Origin of the sequence: Chromobacterium phragmitis (genome assembly GCF_003325475.1) — a bacterium.
In the GTDB taxonomy this organism is placed as follows: Bacteria; Pseudomonadota; Gammaproteobacteria; order Burkholderiales; family Chromobacteriaceae; genus Chromobacterium; species Chromobacterium phragmitis.
In genome coordinates, this window is record NZ_CP029495.1 from 2,584,086 (window position 1) to 2,599,092 (window position 15,007).

13 protein-coding genes and 2 tRNA genes are annotated in these 15,007 nt (G+C 65.7%); 10 read left to right on the top strand and 5 right to left on the bottom strand.

The window, feature by feature from the left end; translation table 11 throughout:
• Positions 1 to 43: 43 nt before the first annotated feature.
• From DK842_RS12370 to DK842_RS12395, 6 genes are all read left to right on the top strand, one after another.
• Positions 44 to 1,174 carry a homogentisate 1,2-dioxygenase gene (locus DK842_RS12370; RefSeq protein ID WP_114063719.1) on the top strand — a complete coding sequence of 377 codons (1,131 nt, stop codon included), beginning with the start codon at positions 44 to 46 and terminating at the stop codon, positions 1,172 to 1,174.
• A gap of 178 nt (positions 1,175 to 1,352) precedes the next feature.
• Entirely contained in the window at positions 1,353 to 2,330 is a 978-nt protein-coding gene (locus DK842_RS12375) for a fumarylacetoacetate hydrolase family protein (RefSeq protein ID WP_114061724.1), read from the top strand.
• The gene (gene maiA / locus DK842_RS12380; RefSeq protein WP_114061725.1) at positions 2,323 to 2,967 is read left to right on the top strand and encodes a maleylacetoacetate isomerase; all 645 of its coding nucleotides are present in this window, start codon (positions 2,323 to 2,325) and stop codon (positions 2,965 to 2,967) included. The genes DK842_RS12375 and maiA overlap by 8 nt, the downstream gene beginning before the upstream one ends.
• A gap of 157 nt (positions 2,968 to 3,124) precedes the next feature.
• A tRNA-Phe gene (locus DK842_RS12385) sits at positions 3,125 to 3,200 on the top strand.
• A 6-nt stretch (positions 3,201 to 3,206) separates the two neighbouring features.
• Positions 3,207 to 3,282 (top strand) — tRNA-Phe (locus DK842_RS12390).
• Between the two features lie 63 nt (positions 3,283 to 3,345).
• Positions 3,346 to 3,894: an NADAR family protein gene (locus DK842_RS12395; protein ID WP_114061726.1), complete on the top strand. Its 549-nt coding sequence runs from the start codon at positions 3,346 to 3,348 to the stop codon at positions 3,892 to 3,894.
• 67 nt (positions 3,895 to 3,961) lie between these two features.
• Here DK842_RS12395 and DK842_RS12400 read toward each other — a convergent pair whose 3' ends face one another.
• Together DK842_RS12400 and DK842_RS12405 are read right to left on the bottom strand one after the other, a co-directional pair.
• Positions 3,962 to 5,365: a protein-tyrosine phosphatase family protein gene (locus DK842_RS12400; protein WP_114061727.1), complete on the bottom strand. Its 1,404-nt coding sequence runs from the start codon at positions 5,363 to 5,365 to the stop codon at positions 3,962 to 3,964.
• Positions 5,366 to 5,440: 75 nt separating this feature from the next.
• On the bottom strand, positions 5,441 to 5,839 hold the full coding sequence (locus tag DK842_RS12405) for a CesT family type III secretion system chaperone (protein ID WP_114061728.1): 399 nt from the start codon (positions 5,837 to 5,839) through the stop codon (positions 5,441 to 5,443).
• Between the two features lie 215 nt (positions 5,840 to 6,054).
• On the opposite strand from DK842_RS12405, the gene DK842_RS12410 reads away from it, so the two are divergent.
• On the top strand, positions 6,055 to 6,852 hold the full coding sequence (locus DK842_RS12410) for a Cof-type HAD-IIB family hydrolase (protein WP_114063720.1): 798 nt from the start codon (positions 6,055 to 6,057) through the stop codon (positions 6,850 to 6,852).
• A gap of 135 nt (positions 6,853 to 6,987) precedes the next feature.
• Entirely contained in the window at positions 6,988 to 8,142 is a 1,155-nt protein-coding gene (gene cfa / locus DK842_RS12415; RefSeq protein ID WP_114061729.1) for a cyclopropane fatty acyl phospholipid synthase, read from the top strand.
• Between the two features lie 66 nt (positions 8,143 to 8,208).
• Here the strand turns inward: cfa and ptsG are convergent, their stop codons facing one another.
• The 3 genes from ptsG to DK842_RS12430 all read right to left on the bottom strand — a co-directional run bounded on the left by ptsG (position 8,209) and on the right by DK842_RS12430 (position 13,522).
• The gene (gene ptsG, locus DK842_RS12420; RefSeq protein WP_114061730.1) at positions 8,209 to 9,975 is read right to left on the bottom strand and encodes a PTS glucose transporter subunit IIBC; all 1,767 of its coding nucleotides are present in this window, start codon (positions 9,973 to 9,975) and stop codon (positions 8,209 to 8,211) included.
• Between the two features lie 173 nt (positions 9,976 to 10,148).
• A complete protein-coding gene (ptsP, locus tag DK842_RS12425; RefSeq protein WP_114061731.1) occupies positions 10,149 to 12,662 on the bottom strand; it encodes a phosphoenolpyruvate--protein phosphotransferase in 2,514 nt (837 codons plus the stop codon).
• 467 nt (positions 12,663 to 13,129) lie between these two features.
• A complete protein-coding gene (locus DK842_RS12430) occupies positions 13,130 to 13,522 on the bottom strand; it encodes a DoxX family protein (protein WP_114061732.1) in 393 nt (130 codons plus the stop codon).
• 102 nt (positions 13,523 to 13,624) lie between these two features.
• On the opposite strand from DK842_RS12430, the gene DK842_RS12435 reads away from it, so the two are divergent.
• Both DK842_RS12435 and DK842_RS12440 read left to right on the top strand, forming a co-directional pair.
• On the top strand, positions 13,625 to 14,539 hold the full coding sequence (locus tag DK842_RS12435; RefSeq protein ID WP_114061733.1) for a LysR family transcriptional regulator: 915 nt from the start codon (positions 13,625 to 13,627) through the stop codon (positions 14,537 to 14,539).
• A 139-nt stretch (positions 14,540 to 14,678) separates the two neighbouring features.
• Positions 14,679 to 15,002 (top strand): energy transducer TonB, encoded by a 324-nt coding sequence (locus tag DK842_RS12440; RefSeq protein WP_114061734.1) that lies wholly within the window; start codon positions 14,679 to 14,681, stop codon positions 15,000 to 15,002.
• Positions 15,003 to 15,007: the final 5 nt, after the last annotated feature.

Genomic DNA, 15,007 nt, shown 5'->3' on the forward strand with positions numbered 1-15,007 from the left:
GCGCGGTCCCGACGCCGCCGGCCGCGCCGACAGGACATTCAAAATGCGTAAATGGATCAGTTACCCGCACCGCGAGGGCACCATCTCGCGGCAAGCCCACGCCGATTTTCCGGCCGAGGCCATCTACGAGCGCGAAGTGGGCCGCAGCGGCTTCTTCGGCCCGGCCACCCACCTGCATCACAAGCATCCGCCGACCGGCTGGAGCGCTTGGGAAGGCCCGCTGCGCCCGCGCGCTTTCGATCTGAACGAACTGCCGCACGGCACGCCGGCGCCGTGGGACGCGCCGCTGGTGTTGCACAACGCCCAGTGCAAGCTGCGCATCTGGCGCTGCGACCAGGCGATGACCCAGCTGTTCCGCAACGCCGACGGCGACGACCTCTTGTTCATCCACGCCGGCAGCGGCGAGCTGTTCTGCGACTACGGCCACTTGAGCTACCGCGACGGCGACTACATCCTGGTGCCGCGCTCCACCAGCTGGCGCATCGAGCCGGCCAGCCCGACCACCATGCTGATGGTGGAAACCAGCAATGGCGCCTACCAGCTGCCGGAAAAGGGCCTGGTCGGTCCCCACGCCATCTTCGACGAGGCGGTGCTGGACGTGCCGGCCATCGATGACGCCTTCAAGGCGCAGCAGACCGAGGACGAGTGGCAGGTGGTGATCAAGCGCCGCGGCGCGCTGTCCACCGTCACCTACCCGTACAACCCGTTGGACGCCATCGGCTGGCACGGCAATTTGTCGGTGGCGCGCGTCAACTGGCGCGACATCCGTCCGCTGATGAGCCACCGCTACCACCTGCCGCCATCGGCGCATACGACTTTCGTCGCCGACGGTTTCGTGATCTGCACCTTCGTGCCGCGGCCAATCGAGTCCGACCCGGGCGCGCTGAAGGTGCCGTTCTATCACAACAACGACGACTACGACGAAGTGATCTTCTATCACGCCGGCGACTTCTTCAGCCGCGACAACATCAAGCCGGGCATGCTGACTTTCCACCCGGCCGGCTTCACGCACGGCCCGCACCCGAAGGCATTCGCCAAGGCGATGACCGATCCGAAGAAGTTCACCGATGAAGTGGCGGTGATGATAGACGCTCGCGACGCTTTGGAGCAGGGGCCTGGGCTGGCCAGCGTGGAGTGGCAGGGATACGTGGATAGCTGGAAGCCCAAGTCCTGACGCCATTGCTGCTGCGCGGCCCGATCTCGACGCTGCGATGCTCGCGGTACGATTTGTACCGCTGCGCTTCTCCCGCCGACCTCGGACCGCTCGCGACGCAATCGCGTTCAGGCCAGGCCGAACATTGATTGATATAGAGGAACGGCCCGCAGCGGCCGCAAGCAGAAAGAACATCAAGATGAAATTAGCCACCTACCACAACCACACCCGCGACGGCCAGCTGATGGTCGTCAGCCGCGATCTCTCCCGCGCCGTGGCGGTGCCGGCGATCGCCGCCACGCTGCAGGCCGCGTTGGACAACTGGGCCCAGGCCGAGCCGCGCCTGAAGGAAGTCTACAACGCCATCAACCACGGCCAGGCGCCGGACGAAGTGGCCTTCGATGCCAGGCGTTGCCTGAGCCCGTTGCCGCGTGCTTACCAGTGGGCCGACGGCAGCGCCTATCTGAACCACGTGGAACTGGTGCGCAAGGCGCGCGGCGCCGAGGTGCCGGCCAGCTTCTACACCGATCCGCTGATGTACCAGGGCGGCTCCGACGCTTTCCTGGCGCCGACGGCCGATATTCCGCTGCGCGACGAGGCCTGGGGCCTGGATTTCGAAGGCGAGGTGGCGGTGGTCACCGGCGATGTGCCGCTGGGCGCGCCGGCCGACGCCAAGCACATCCGTCTGCTGATGCTGGTCAACGACGTGACCCTGCGCAACCTGATTCCGCCTGAGTTGGCCAAGGGCTTCGGCTTCTTCCAGAGCAAGCCGGCCACCGCCTTCTCGCCGGTCGCCGTCACGCCGGACGAACTGGGCGATGCCTGGGACGGCGGCAAGGTGCACCTGCCGCTGTTGGTCGACTATAACGGCGCCTTCTACGGCAAACCCAACTGCGGCGTGGAGATGCAATTCAGCTTCCCGCAACTGGTGGCCCACGTGTCGAAGACCCGCGAGCTGGTCGCCGGCTCCATCGTCGGCTCCGGCACCATCTCCAACAAGGATCGCTCGGTCGGCTCTTGCTGCCTGGCCGAGCAGCGGATGATAGAAACCATCGAGCAGGGCGCGCCGAAGACGCCGTTCATGAAGGTGGGCGACACGGTGCGCATCGAGATGAAGAACGCGGCCGGCGACAGCATCTTCGGCGCTATCGTCCAGACGGTGGCGAAACATGACTGATCGCGTGCTGTACGGTTATTTCCGTTCCAGCGCCGCCTACCGGGTGCGCATCGCGCTGAACCTGAAGGGGCTGGATTACCGCTATCAGCCGATCAACCTGCTGAAGGGCGAGCAGCGCAGCGCCGAGTACCTGGCGATCAACCCGCACGGCCTGGTGCCGCTGCTGGACGACGACGGCGTCAGGATCGCGCAGTCGCTGGCCATCTGCGAATACCTGGACGAGGCGTATCCGGATACCCCGCCGCTGCTGCCTGCCAATCCGGCGGCGCGGGCGCGGGTCCGCTCGCTGGCGCTGGCCATAGCCGCCGACATCCATCCTTTGCAGAACACCCGGGTCGGCAAGTATTTGCAGACCGAGTACGGCAAGGACGAAGAAGGCAAGGCCGAGTGGATACGCCATTGGATACGCGTTGGCTTCGACGCGCTGGAGCGGCAGCTGGCGGAATCGCCCAGCCGCTACGCAGCCGGCGACGAGCCGACGCTGGCCGACATCTGCCTGTTGCCGCAGGTGTTCAGCGCCCGCCGTTTCGGCCTGGATTTGACGCCGTACCCGAACATCGTCCGTGTCGCCGACGAGTTGGAGCATTTGCAGGCATTCGCCGAAGCGCATCCATCCCGCCAGCCGGATACGATGTAAGTCTTTGATCCGCAGGCCCGGCTGCTAAGCGTGGCCGGGCCGCTTGTTTTTTCGGCGCAGCGACAGGCCGTTTTTTTGCAATTATGCCTTGACGCGAATGGCGTCCTCTGATTAAATGCATGGCTCTGACGGCGCGGCAAGCGTGGTTAGGAGAAGTGGCCAGTTAGCTCAGTTGGTAGAGCAGCGGATTGAAAATCCGCGTGTCCGTGGTTCGATTCCGCGACTGGCCACCACAGCATGGCCAGTTAGCTCAGTTGGTAGAGCAGCGGATTGAAAATCCGCGTGTCCGTGGTTCGATTCCGCGACTGGCCACCAAGATTCCGACGCCCAGCAAGAAATTGCTGGGCGTTTTGCGTTTCTATCCATTCGGAGCGCGCGATGAGCGACTCGCAGCATCTGCAGGATCTTCAGGCCCGGTTTCGTTCCGGTGAGAGAATCAAGCTCCTTCACTTCTGGGGGCATCAGCCCGGCAAGCATGGCGTGACGGCAGCTTGCTTCAGCCAATGGTACGCCGCGCCTTTTGTCGCAGAGGGCGTGCATTATCCGACGGCGGAGCATTTCATGATGGCGGAGAAGGCCGCGCTGTTTGGAGACGAAGCCGCGCGGCTAGAGATTCTGGCTGCGCCGAGCCCGAGCGCAGCCAAGAGTCTGGGGAGGCGGGTAAAGGGATTTGACGATGTCGGCTGGCTGGCGGCGCGTTTTGACATTGTGTTGCGCGCCAATTTGGCAAAATTCGAACAAAACGCCGAGTTGAGGCAATTCCTGCTTGGCACCAAAGGCCGCGTGCTGGTGGAGGCCAGCCCGGTAGATCGGATCTGGGGCATTGGATTGGCTCAGGACGATGATCGGGCGGGCAACCCTACGCTATGGCGCGGACTGAATCTGCTTGGCTTCGCGTTGATGCGGGTCCGGGAGCGGTTGGGTTGAGCCGCGGCTGACCAGCGATGCAAGAAAAAAAAGAGCACGCCTTGGCGTGCTCTTTTGCATATGGCTCTTAGCGGCGGCGCGGCGGCAGCGGCGGCGCGTCGTTGGCGTAGATGGGCTCCTGCGGCGCCAGATTGGCGTAAATGGCTTCGCCGCCCGCATCGGCTGCGGACTCGGATTGAAGGATCGGCCGGCCTTGACGTTCGGCCAGATCCGCCAGCGTGGAGAGCTGGTCGCGCGTCTGCACCATCAGGTGGTTGCGGCTGCCGCGCATGTCGGCGACGATGGATTCCAGGCTGGCGGCGCCAGGCTTCAGCAACTCGCGGGCGGCGATCAGCTGGCCGGTGCGGCCGACGCCGGCGCGGCAGTGGATGACCGGCAGCAGCTTGTCCGGATCGTTCAGCGCGCTGCTGTTCTTGCTGCGATAGAGGTCGACCTTGTCCGCCATCACGCCATCCACGTGTTGGGCCAGCGCTTGCAGCGCGTCGGCGCCCTGGGCGCCGAAATCGGCCCAGTTGGGCACGTGCAGCACCGGGATGGAGATCGGCTTGTCGCCGGGGCATCTTACGTTTATCTGGTAGGCGCGCACTTCCAGGCCGCCATCCAGCGCGGTGCGGCTGGTTTCCTTCGACGTCACCTCGACCTGGCCGTAGCTGCCGTTCTGCGAGAAGTAATGGGGCAGGTCGGGATTGCCGTTGCGGTCCAGCTTGGCCATGTCCTTGTCGGATGCCAGCACCACCAGCACCGGGGTGCGGTTGGCCGCCAGCATCGAGAAGTAGCTTTCCAGCTGGGCTTCTTTCGGGTATTGGCTGGCGATGGCGGCGTTGACGCCGCCGACTTGCACGCGGTTGGCGGGCAGCGATGTTCCGTCCGGGGCGCAGACCTGGGTGGCGGCGGCGGTGGGGATGTTGCGGAAGCGGGCGTTGGCCACGTCGGAGAGGAAGGCGGCGCCTTTCGCGCGGGTGCCGATCTGGTCTTGCAGCTCGAGGAACAGGCCGCATTGATGATCGCTGGCGCCCAGCGAGTCGATCAGCGCCGCTTTGCGGGCTTCCAGGCCTTCAGGGCGGGCTTCGACGCGGGCCGGCGCCAGTTTCAGATGCTCGGCGCCGCGTCGCTGCGCCAGCGCGGTTTGCGGCTTGGCCGTTTCGGCGCGCGGCGCGCGAACTTCGACGCTCTTGTCCTGGCTGGCCTTGGCCGGCTGCTCGGCGCGAGGGGCCAGCTTGGCGGCGAGATCCGCCAGGCGGAAATCGCGCGGTTTCTGTTGCGGCTGCAGCAGGCCCTGCTGGCGCAGGAACTGGCTGGCGCGGCGGGTCTGGTCCGGATGCAGCAGGTAAGAACGGCCGGTGTAGACCACCAGGGTGCCATCCTTGCGGATGCCGATGCGTGCCTTGTCGGCGTCGACATGATTCAGGTTCAGGCTGGCCAGGTCGACGTGGCGTCTGCCCAGCTGGATGCCGGTTTGAATGGTGCTCATCTTGCTTCTTTCTTAGTGGATTGCCCGGAAGGGCTTATGCGGCGGCCGGCCTGAGGCTGGCCGCTTGGAATGTGGTCAGCGCGCGGCGTGGTCGAGCAGCGCTTCGGCGAGGGCGATCAGCGCGTCCAAGGCGGCGGCCAGTTGCGGCAGATCCAGGCCATGGCCGGGGAGGCGCAGCCAGCAGGCGAGGCGGCCTTGTTCGTCCAGCGCCGCCACCGGCTGCCAGGGCAGGGCTGACAGCTGATTGCCGCGCAGCGCGCATTCCAGCAGCGCGGCGGAGGGCGAAGGCAGCGCGTCGCCCAGGTCGGCCTGCATGAACCAGCGGTCCTGATCGATTGCGCCCAGGTGCAGCGTGAAGCGCTGCTCCACCGTCAGACTGACCGTGTCTTGACCGGCGGCCAGTGCGGGCGCGTCGAAGCCCAGGTGCCGCAGCAGTTCGGCTGCGTTGCGGTGGAAGGCGGCGAGGTCGTGCATGGAGAGGCTCTTGAATGCGTAGTTCGGATAAGCCGATTCTTATGGAGATGGCGGCTGCGGGCTACCAGAATTCGCTCACCGCCGGACGGCTCATGTGGAGGCGGCGGCGCGCTGTGGGTATGGCAGGCGTTTGCCGGGGAGTTGGTGCTGGACGAAACAGTCCGCGTAGGTTTGAGAGGCGTATAATCGGACGCTTGATCCGTATCGGAGCCTTCATGCCTTATCGTTTCATCGCTTCCGACCTGGACGGCACGCTGCTGGACCCGCACCATGCCGTCGATCCCCTGACCGCCGAGACGCTGCGGCGGCTGGAGGCGCGCGGCGTCCAATTCGCGCTCGCCACCGGCCGCCATTATCTGGACGTCAAGGACATTCGCCAGGCGCTGGGCGTGCGCGCCCACCTGATCACCTCCAACGGCGCGCGCGTCCATGATCCGGACGACGTCTTGATCCACCGCCGGGACATCGACGCGGAACTGGTGCGCGCCATCGCTCAGCCGGCGTTCGCCGCCGGATGCATCGCCAACTTCTACCTCGACGACGAATGGCTGATCAGCGAGCCCAATCAGGCGCTGCTCGACATGCACAAGGATTCGGGCATGCGTTACCGGGTGCGCGATCTGGCCCGGCACGGCGGCGAGGGCGTGGGCAAGGTGCTGTACATCGCGCCGCACGAGCATTTGCTGGGCGTGGAGCGCAAGCTGAGGGCGCGTTTCGGCGACCGGCTGTATATCACCTTTTCGCTTGAGCACTGCCTGGAGGTGATGGCCGCCGGCGTGTCCAAGGGCCACGCGCTGGAGATGGTGCTGACGCGGCTGGGCATCTCTGCCGACGCCTGCCTCGCCTTCGGCGACGGCCAGAACGATGTGGAGCTGTTGCGCGCGGCCGGCCATCCGCGGGTGATGGGCAACGCCCACCCGCGGCTGAGCGACATGTTGCCGCAGGCGCCGCGCATCGGCAGCCACGCCGACGCCGGCGTCGCCCGGCATTTGCGGCAGCTGTTCGCGCTGTAGCGCCGCGTTTGTAAATCGGGCGCGCCAGCTGGCCAAGGCGGGCGCGGGCGGGCTAAGCTGGGAAAAACATCTGTACTGGTTTCTGATCGTCGACTGAATGCGTTGTGTTTGCATGGCTTTGCCAGGGGGACCGCCATGAATTCGTCGTGTTTGGAAAGTGAGCGCGGAAACGCCCGCCAGCCGGCGCGCGCCATCATCGAGGAGATGCTTGGCGCCGCCGGCATCGCCGTCAACGGCGGCCGTCCGTTCGACATCCAGGTCAAGCATCCCCACTTTTTCCGCCGCGTGCTGCGGCAGGGTTCCATGGGCCTGGGCGAGAGCTATATGGACGGCTGGTGGGAGTGCGAGCGGCTGGATGTCTTTTTCCAGCGCGCGCTGCGGGCCGGGTTGGAACACCGCTTGCCCCGGCGCTGGCGCGACGCGCTCTACGCGCTGTCGGCCAGATGGGTCAATCTACAGTCGCTGCGCCGCGCGCGGCACGTGGGCGAGCGGCATTACGACCTGGGAAACGACTTGTTCCTGGCGATGCTGGACCCGCACATGCAGTACTCCTGCGGTTACTGGAAAGACGCCGAAACGCTGGCGCGGGCGCAGGAGGCCAAGCTTGGGCTGATTTGCGACAAGCTGCAGCTGGCGCCCGGCATGCGCCTGCTGGACGTGGGTTGCGGCTGGGGCGGCCTGGCCGCCTACGCCGCGCGGCGCTATGGCGTCAGCGTCACCGGCATCACCATCTCCGAGCAGCAGCGGCAGCTGGCGCTGCGGCGCTGCGAGGGCTTGGACGTGGAAATCTTGCTGCAGGACTACCGCCACCTGGATCTGCGAGCCGACCGCATCGTGTCGGTCGGCATGTTCGAGCATGTCGGCCCGCGCAATTACGCCGCTTACTTCGAAACCCTGGCTCGTTGCCTGAAGCCGGACGGCCTGTTTCTGCTGCACACGATAGGCTCGAACGCCACCGACCTGCGCATCGACCCGTGGATAGAAAAATACATTTTTCCTAACGGCTGCTTGCCGTCGGCCTCTCATGTCGCCGCCGCCAGCGAGCGTTGCTGGGTAATGGAAGACTGGCATAATTTCGGCGCCGATTACGACCGGACGCTGATGGCCTGGCTGCAGCGTTTCCAACAGGCCTGGCCGCAGCTGGCGCCGGCCTATTCCGCCCGTTTCTACCGGATGTTCACTTATTACCTGAACGCCTGCGCCGGCGCGTTCCGCGCGCGCGATCTGCAGTTGTGGCAAGTGCTGCTGAGCCGGCAAGGCGTGGAGGGAGGCTTGAGGGTGGCGCGCTGACGGCGCGCGGCAAGAAAAAACGCCAGCGGATTCCGCTGGCGTTTCGTTTCGGCGGGAGACGGCCGGTCAGGCTTGCAGCGCGGCGGCGAGGGCCGCGGCCTGGTCGCCCACGATCAGGTGCAGCACGCCCGGCGCCACTTGGGTGACGGCGGCCACGCCGGCGGCGCGGGCGGCGGTCTCGTCGAAGCGGGCGGCGTCCTTCAGCTCCACCCGCAGTCGGGTATGGGCGATGGCTTCCACCTTGGCCACGTTGGCGTTGCCGCCCAGCGCCTGTTTCAGCGCGGCGACATCGGCCTTGGCCGCGGCGACCGATGCGGGCGCGGCCGCCTGGACCGCGGGAGCGGCGGCTGCCGGGACGGAGGACAGTTCGGCGTCGCTGCCGGCGCCGCGCAGGTAAATCTCCATGTCGGTCTTCAGGTTTTCGGACAGCGGTCCGAAAATGGCCTGGATGCCGCTGCCGACCACCACCACGCCGGACGCGCCCATCGCCTTCAGCTTGGGTTGGTCCACCTTGGCGGTATCCTGCACCGCGATGCGCAGACGGGTGATGCAAGCGTCCAGGCTGCGGATGTTGGAGCGGCCGCCGAAGGCCAGCACCAGTTCGCGGGCGCGCTGGTCTTCGCTGACGACTGCGGCGGCGCCAACCGCTTCATCTTCGCGGCCGGGGGTCTTCAGGTTGAACTTGGCGATCACGAAGCGGAACACCGAGTAGTAGATCGCGGCGTAGATCGGGCCCAGGATGAACACATAGGCGGCGTGCTTGGCCTTGTCGCCGATCAGGTTGAACATCAGGAAGTCGATGCCGCCCTGCGAGAAGGTGAAGCCCATGTGCATGTCCAGGGTGTTGGCCACGAACTGGGTGGAGGCGGCCAGCACGGCGTGGATCAGGTACAGCACCGGGGCCACGAACAGGAAGGAGAACTCGATCGGCTCGGTGATGCCGGTCAGGAACGAGGTCAGCGCGGCCGAAATCATGATGCCGCCCACCTTGGCGCGGTTTTCCGGCTTGGCCGAATGCCAGATGGCGATGGCGGCGGCCGGCAGGCCGAACATCTTGAACAGGAAGGCGCCGGACAGGATGCCGGCGGTCGGGTCGCCCGCGAAGAAGCGGTTGATGTCGCCGTGGATGATCTTGCCGGTGACCGGGTCCGGGAAGTTGCCGATTTCAAAGAAGAACGGCACGTTCCAGATGTGGTGCAGGCCGAACGGAATCAGCAGACGCTCGAAGAAGCCGTACACGGTGGCCGCGGTGCGCGGATCGCTGACGGCGGCCCATTGCGAGAAGGCCTTGATGCCGTTGCCGATGGGAGGCCACACGAACGACAGCACCACGCCCAGCACGATGGCGCTGATGGCGGTGATGATGGGCACGAAGCGCTTGCCGGCGAAGAAGCCCAGGTATTCGGGCAGCTTGATCCGGTAGAAGCGGTTGAACATGTAGGCCGCCAGGCCGCCGGCGAGAATGCCGCCGAACACGCCGGTCTGGATGGACGGCAGGCCCATGATGGTGTCGGGCTTGACGCCCATCAGGCCAGCCATCACGCCGAGGGTGACGGTGGTGACCAGGTGGCCGATCACCGCCGCGATGGCGGCGACGCCGTCGTTCTCGGTGAAGCCGAGCGCCACGCCCACGGCGAAGATCAGCGGCAGGTTGCCGAAGATCACGTCGCCGGAGTTCTTCATCAGCGACAGGATCGCCAGGAAGACCGTGTTCTGGGTGTGGAAGTCGGTCGCGCCGATACCAAGCAACAGGCCGGCCACCGGCAGCACCGCCACCGGTAGCATCAGCGCTTTGCCTATCTTCTGCAGAAAAGCGAACGATTGACTAAACATGATTATTATCCTGCATTGACATGCTTATGGAATGTCGAGCGGCTGCGAGGCCGTCCCCTCTATCAAGCGCCTTCGCGAGGCCGGTCCGCTGAGATGGCGGCGGACGGCGCCGGGTCGCCCCGGCGGTCTCCCCGTCCGCCGCCGCGAGCCTGCCCGCGCCGGCGCTTATTCTGTTAACGAGCGTGTTGATTCAGGTGGTGGCGGACGTCGGTCACCGTGGACAGCGCCAGCACGTCTTTTGCCAATTGCTGGCAATCGGCCAGGCTCCAGCGCGCCAGCGTGGCCTTGACCGAGGCGACGGCAGGGGTGCTGACCGACAGCTCGGTCACGCCCATGCCCACCAAGAGAGGCGCGGCGCGTTCGTCGGAAGCCAGGCCGCCGCAGACGCCCACCCACTTGCCGTGCGCGCGCGCGCCCTCGCAGGTCAGCGCGATCATCGCCAGCACGCCGGGGTGCAGCGCGTCGGCCTGCTTGGCCAGTTGCGGGTGGCCGCGGTCCATCGCCAGCACGTACTGGGTCAGGTCGTTGGTGCCGATGGAGAAGAAGTCCACTTCCGGCGCGAAGCGCGCGGCCAGCACGGCGGCGGACGGCACTTCGATCATGATGCCCACCTTGACCCCGGACACGCCCAGCGCGGCCTGCTCTTCGGCCAGCACCGCCTTGGCGGCGCGCAGTTCTTCCAGCGAGGCCACCATCGGGAACATGATGTGCAGCTGGGTCAGCGGCGCGGCCTGCAGAATGGCGCGCAGCTGGGTGCGCAGCAGGTCGGGGCGGTCCAGGCTGACGCGGATGCCGCGCAGGCCGAGGAAAGGATTGTCTTCTTTCGGCAGCGGCAGGTAGGACAGCGGCTTGTCGCCGCCCACGTCCAGCGTGCGCACCACCAGCGGGCGGTCCTTGCCCAGCGCGTCGGCCACCGCGCAGTACTCGGCGGCCTGCTCTTCTTCGGTCGGCGCGGTGTCGCGGTTGTCGAACAGGAATTCCGAACGCAGCAGGCCCACGCCTTCGGCGCCCTTGGCCACCGCTTCGCGCGCGTCGGCGGCGTTGCGGATATTGGCCACCACGTCGATGCGCGAGCCATCGCTGGTTTGCGCCGGCAGCATCGAGCTCTTGGCCTCGGCGGCGCGGCGCTTGGCCAGGCGGGCGATGTCCTGCTCGGCGGCGGCGAGGTCCGCCGGGGTCGGGGCGATGGCCAGCGTGCCTTCGTTGCCGTTCAGGATGACCTGGAGGCCTTCCGGCAGCTTCAGCGCGGATTGAGAAATGCCGCAGATGGCCGGGATGCCCAGCGAGCGGGCCAGGATGGCCACGTGGCTGGTCGCGCCGCCGGTGCGGGTACAGAAGCCGCGCACCTTGGCCGGGTCCAGCGAGGCGGTGTCGGACGGGGCCAGGTCCTCGGCGATCAGGATGGAGCCGTCAGGCAGTTCCAGCGCGGCCTGCTTGACGCCGGCCAGCAGCGCCAGCACGCGGCGGCCCACGTCGCGGATGTCGTTGGCGCGTTCGCGCAGCAGCGGGTTGTCTTGCGCTTCCAGGCGCGCGGAATAGGCGCTGAAGGCGGCGCGCCAGGACCAGGCGGCGGACTTGCCTTCCGCCAGGCCGGCGTAGGTTTGCGCCAGCAGGTCCGGATCCTGCAGCAGTTCCTGATGCATGGACAAGATGGCCTGCTTGGCCGGGTCGGTCAACTGGGCCTTGACCAGGTCCAGTTGGGCGGAGGCCTCCTCGGTGGCGCGGGCGAAAGCCTGCTGCTCCACATTGGCGCCCTTGCCTTGTTCCGCCACGTCGAATTCTTGCAGCCGGTGATGGACGATGCGGCCGATGGCGATGCCGGGGGACGCGCCCACGCCGGCCAGTTGGGTGTCGCTGTCTTCCTGCTGGGCGGAGAGGGGGGCGGCGGACGGGGCGATAGGAGCCTCGTCGGCTTTTTCGCCGCAGCGGTCGCGCAGCAGCTGGGTCAGTTCGGCGACGGCGGCTGCGGCATCGGTTCCGGCGGCGCGCACGCGCACCACGTCGCCCAGCTTGGTGGCCAGGCCCATGATGGCGACCACCGACTTGGCGTTGGCTTCCTTGTCGCCCAGGATCAGCTGGATGTCGGAAGCGAAGGTTTTGGCTTTGCTGGCGAATACGGCGGCCGGACGGGCGTGCAGGCCGGCCGGATTGCCGATGGCGATATCGGAGGATAGCTGGGGTTCGCCGGCCTGGGCTTGCGGCACGTCCTTGCCGTTGGCCAGCTGCAGCGACAGCACCACGTCGCGGCCGGCATTGACCATGCCTTGGGCCGGCTGCATGTGGGCGACGGCGTCGCCGTTGGTGACGATGATCTGGGTCAGCAGGCTGGCGGCGCTGCGGGCGACCTGGTCGAGGTCGAAGTCGATCACCGGCTGGCCGGCGCTGACTTGCTGGCCTTGCTCCACCAGCGGGAAGAAGCCCTGGCCCTTGAGCATCACGGTGTCGATGCCGATGTGCACCATCACTTCCACGCCTTCCGGGGTGGTGATGGTCAGCGCGTGGTGGGCGGAATGCAGATTGCTGACCACGCCGCTGACCGGAGCCAGCAGGCTGCCGGAGGTCGGGTCGAGCGAAACGCCGTCGCCCACCATCTTGCCGGCAAACACCGGGTCCGGAACGCTGTCCAAGGGGACCAGCCACCCGGAGAGGGGGGCCAGTACGTCAAGTCTTGGTGCGGTGGTGCCCATGAAAAACTCCTCAATTCGTGGATAATTCCAGTCGTTTTATTACGAGCGTCAATCAAGCTGCTTGCCGGTGTCCGCGCGGCGGGTCGGTCCCGGCGTGCTTTTGTTGTGTTGGCTTGCCCTGACGGGGTTTTGACAATTATATACAGGCCGCCGTCTCGTCGGGTCGGCGACTGGTCTTATGCGTATCTTGCCAATTTTGTAGTTAAACTACACGCAAATTACGCAGCAGCTTGATGGCAATCAAGAAAATGTGCAAGTCGGAATTGTCTTGATTGCATGCTGCGGCGCAGCATCCTGGCGGACCGAGAAGCAATAGCGCTTGATAATTGTGTACTTGTCTGGAAAAGGCGTGGGAACAGGGTTGTTGCATTTTTGTAATGCGACTCTAATTTTGCTTGGCGCCGAGGGAGAGGCGCGCCGGACAAAACAAAAAGCCCCGCGGGGCGGGGCTTTGGCGGTGAGAAAGGTCAGGCTCGCGCTTTGCGCTCGGGCTGGCCTTGCAGGAACAATGCGAGCGAGGCGGCGATCAGGAAGGCGGGATATTCCCAGCCGCCGCCGGCGTTGGCGAACATCCAGCCATTGGCGGCATGCACTAGCGCGATGGCGCCCAGAAGCTGCGGGATCAGCAGCAACGCCACCCAGCGCGCCTGGATGCCGGCCAGCAGCAAGAGGCCGCCGCCAATCTCGATCGCGATGGCGATGTAGCCGAAGAAGCCGGGCAGGCCCAGGCTGGCGAAGTAACCAGCGGTGCCGGCCGGGCCGAAGACGAACAGCTTCAGCGCGCCGTGGGACAGGTACATCAGGCCCAGCGCCACGCGCAGGACCAGGGAAGCCAGGTAAGGGTTTTGCAGTCGGTTCATGGTGGGACTCCGGGTCAAATGAATATGGCGCTATTTGACCATCGGCTTTATATTCAATAAATATGATTTTTTGAAAATTATTGTTCAATATTAAGAAATAATATGGATAGATTTTCTGAGATACGCGCCTTCGTCTGCGTAGCGGAGCTGGGCAGCTTCGTCGCCGCCGCCGAGCGGCTGGAGCTGTCGCGGGCGATGGTGACCAAGCTGGTCGCGGCGCTGGAAAACCGGCTGGGCGTCAGGTTGATGCATCGCACCACGCGCAAGCTGTCGTTGACCGAGGCTGGGGAAACCTATCTCGCCCAGGCCGGCAGCCTGTTGGGCGAACTGGACGAACTGGACGCGCTGCTGTCCCATGGCGCCAGCGAGCCGGTGGGCAGGCTGCGGGTATCGGCTCCGGTGTCGTTCGGCATGCGTTATCTGGGGCGCATCATCGGAGGCTTCCACCAGCGCTACCCGCAGATCGAGGTGGAGCTGAATCTGAACGACAGGCGGGTGGATTTGGTGGAAGAAGGGTTCGACCTGGCGCTCAGGGTGTCCAACCTAAGCGATTCGACGCTGGTGGCGCGCAAGCTGGAGCAGGTGGAAGACTTGCTGGCAGCTTCGCCCGATTATCTGGCTCGGCACGGCATTCCGGCGGGGCCGGCCGATCTGGCCGACCATCAGTGCCTGTTGTACGCGCTGACCGCCCAGCCTAATGTTTGGGATTATCAGTCGCCGTCCGGCGAGCAGGGCCGGATCAAAGTGAAAGGCGGCCTCAAGGCCAATAACGGCGATGTGCTGACCGATGCCGCGGTCCAGGGCATGGGCATTGTGCTGCAGCCGCGTTTCTTGCTGGAGGAGGCGTTGGCCGACGGCAGGCTGGTGCCGGTGCTGCCCGGCTATCATTGGCACTGCCTGGATTTGTCGGTGGTGTATCCGGTGCGCCGCCACGTGCCGGGCAAGGTGAGGGTGTTCGTCGATTATCTGGCGGAGTTTTTCGGCGCCGGCGCGAAGCAGGCCGCCGGCCGGGTCTGATCGCGGTTTTCGGCTGGCGCATGGAGGGGACTTCGTTAATTGATTAGATAGACAAAATATACTTGAACGAATTTTCTTCTTCAGTCCTATAACAGAAGCCGGCGCGGGTTCAGCGCCGGGTATCGGGAAGGAGAAGGACATGCGGACAAGCATGATGGCGGCCGGCTTGCTGGCCATGGCCGCGGCGATGGCTGCGGGGGCGGCGGGGTGCGAGCGGCAACAGGCGCCGGACTATCCGCTGGCGGCGCTGCGGGATGGCGTGGCCGGAGTGGTGACTGTGACGTTCAAGGTTTCGGCGGACGGCAAGGTGGCCGGGATCGGCGGCGCGGCATTCAGCGCGTCGATTCCGCCGCAGTACCGCAGCGGATTCAGGGCGGAGATCGCGAAGGCGCTGCGCGAATATCGTTGTGTTCCGGGAGCGGCGTTGAGCCAGGCGTTTGAATTCCGGCCGGAGGAGGAGTAGGCGGC

What these genes read in the sequence shown, in the direction of transcription:
- DK842_RS12370 (WP_114063719.1), top strand. Translation starts at nt 44, where the DNA reads ATGCGTAAATGGATCAGTTACCCGCACCGCGAGGGCACCATCTCGCGG.
- DK842_RS12375 (WP_114061724.1), top strand. Translation starts at nt 1,353, where the DNA reads ATGAAATTAGCCACCTACCACAACCACACCCGCGACGGCCAGCTGATG.
- maiA (WP_114061725.1), top strand. Translation starts at nt 2,323, where the DNA reads ATGACTGATCGCGTGCTGTACGGTTATTTCCGTTCCAGCGCCGCCTAC.
- DK842_RS12395 (WP_114061726.1), top strand. Translation starts at nt 3,346, where the DNA reads ATGAGCGACTCGCAGCATCTGCAGGATCTTCAGGCCCGGTTTCGTTCC.
- DK842_RS12400 (WP_114061727.1), bottom strand. Translation starts at nt 5,365, where the DNA reads ATGAGCACCATTCAAACCGGCATCCAGCTGGGCAGACGCCACGTCGAC.
- DK842_RS12405 (WP_114061728.1), bottom strand. Translation starts at nt 5,839, where the DNA reads ATGCACGACCTCGCCGCCTTCCACCGCAACGCAGCCGAACTGCTGCGG.
- DK842_RS12410 (WP_114063720.1), top strand. Translation starts at nt 6,055, where the DNA reads ATGCCTTATCGTTTCATCGCTTCCGACCTGGACGGCACGCTGCTGGAC.
- cfa (WP_114061729.1), top strand. Translation starts at nt 6,988, where the DNA reads ATGAATTCGTCGTGTTTGGAAAGTGAGCGCGGAAACGCCCGCCAGCCG.
- ptsG (WP_114061730.1), bottom strand. Translation starts at nt 9,975, where the DNA reads ATGTTTAGTCAATCGTTCGCTTTTCTGCAGAAGATAGGCAAAGCGCTG.
- ptsP (WP_114061731.1), bottom strand. Translation starts at nt 12,662, where the DNA reads ATGGGCACCACCGCACCAAGACTTGACGTACTGGCCCCCCTCTCCGGG.
- DK842_RS12430 (WP_114061732.1), bottom strand. Translation starts at nt 13,522, where the DNA reads ATGAACCGACTGCAAAACCCTTACCTGGCTTCCCTGGTCCTGCGCGTG.
- DK842_RS12435 (WP_114061733.1), top strand. Translation starts at nt 13,625, where the DNA reads ATGGATAGATTTTCTGAGATACGCGCCTTCGTCTGCGTAGCGGAGCTG.
- DK842_RS12440 (WP_114061734.1), top strand. Translation starts at nt 14,679, where the DNA reads ATGCGGACAAGCATGATGGCGGCCGGCTTGCTGGCCATGGCCGCGGCG.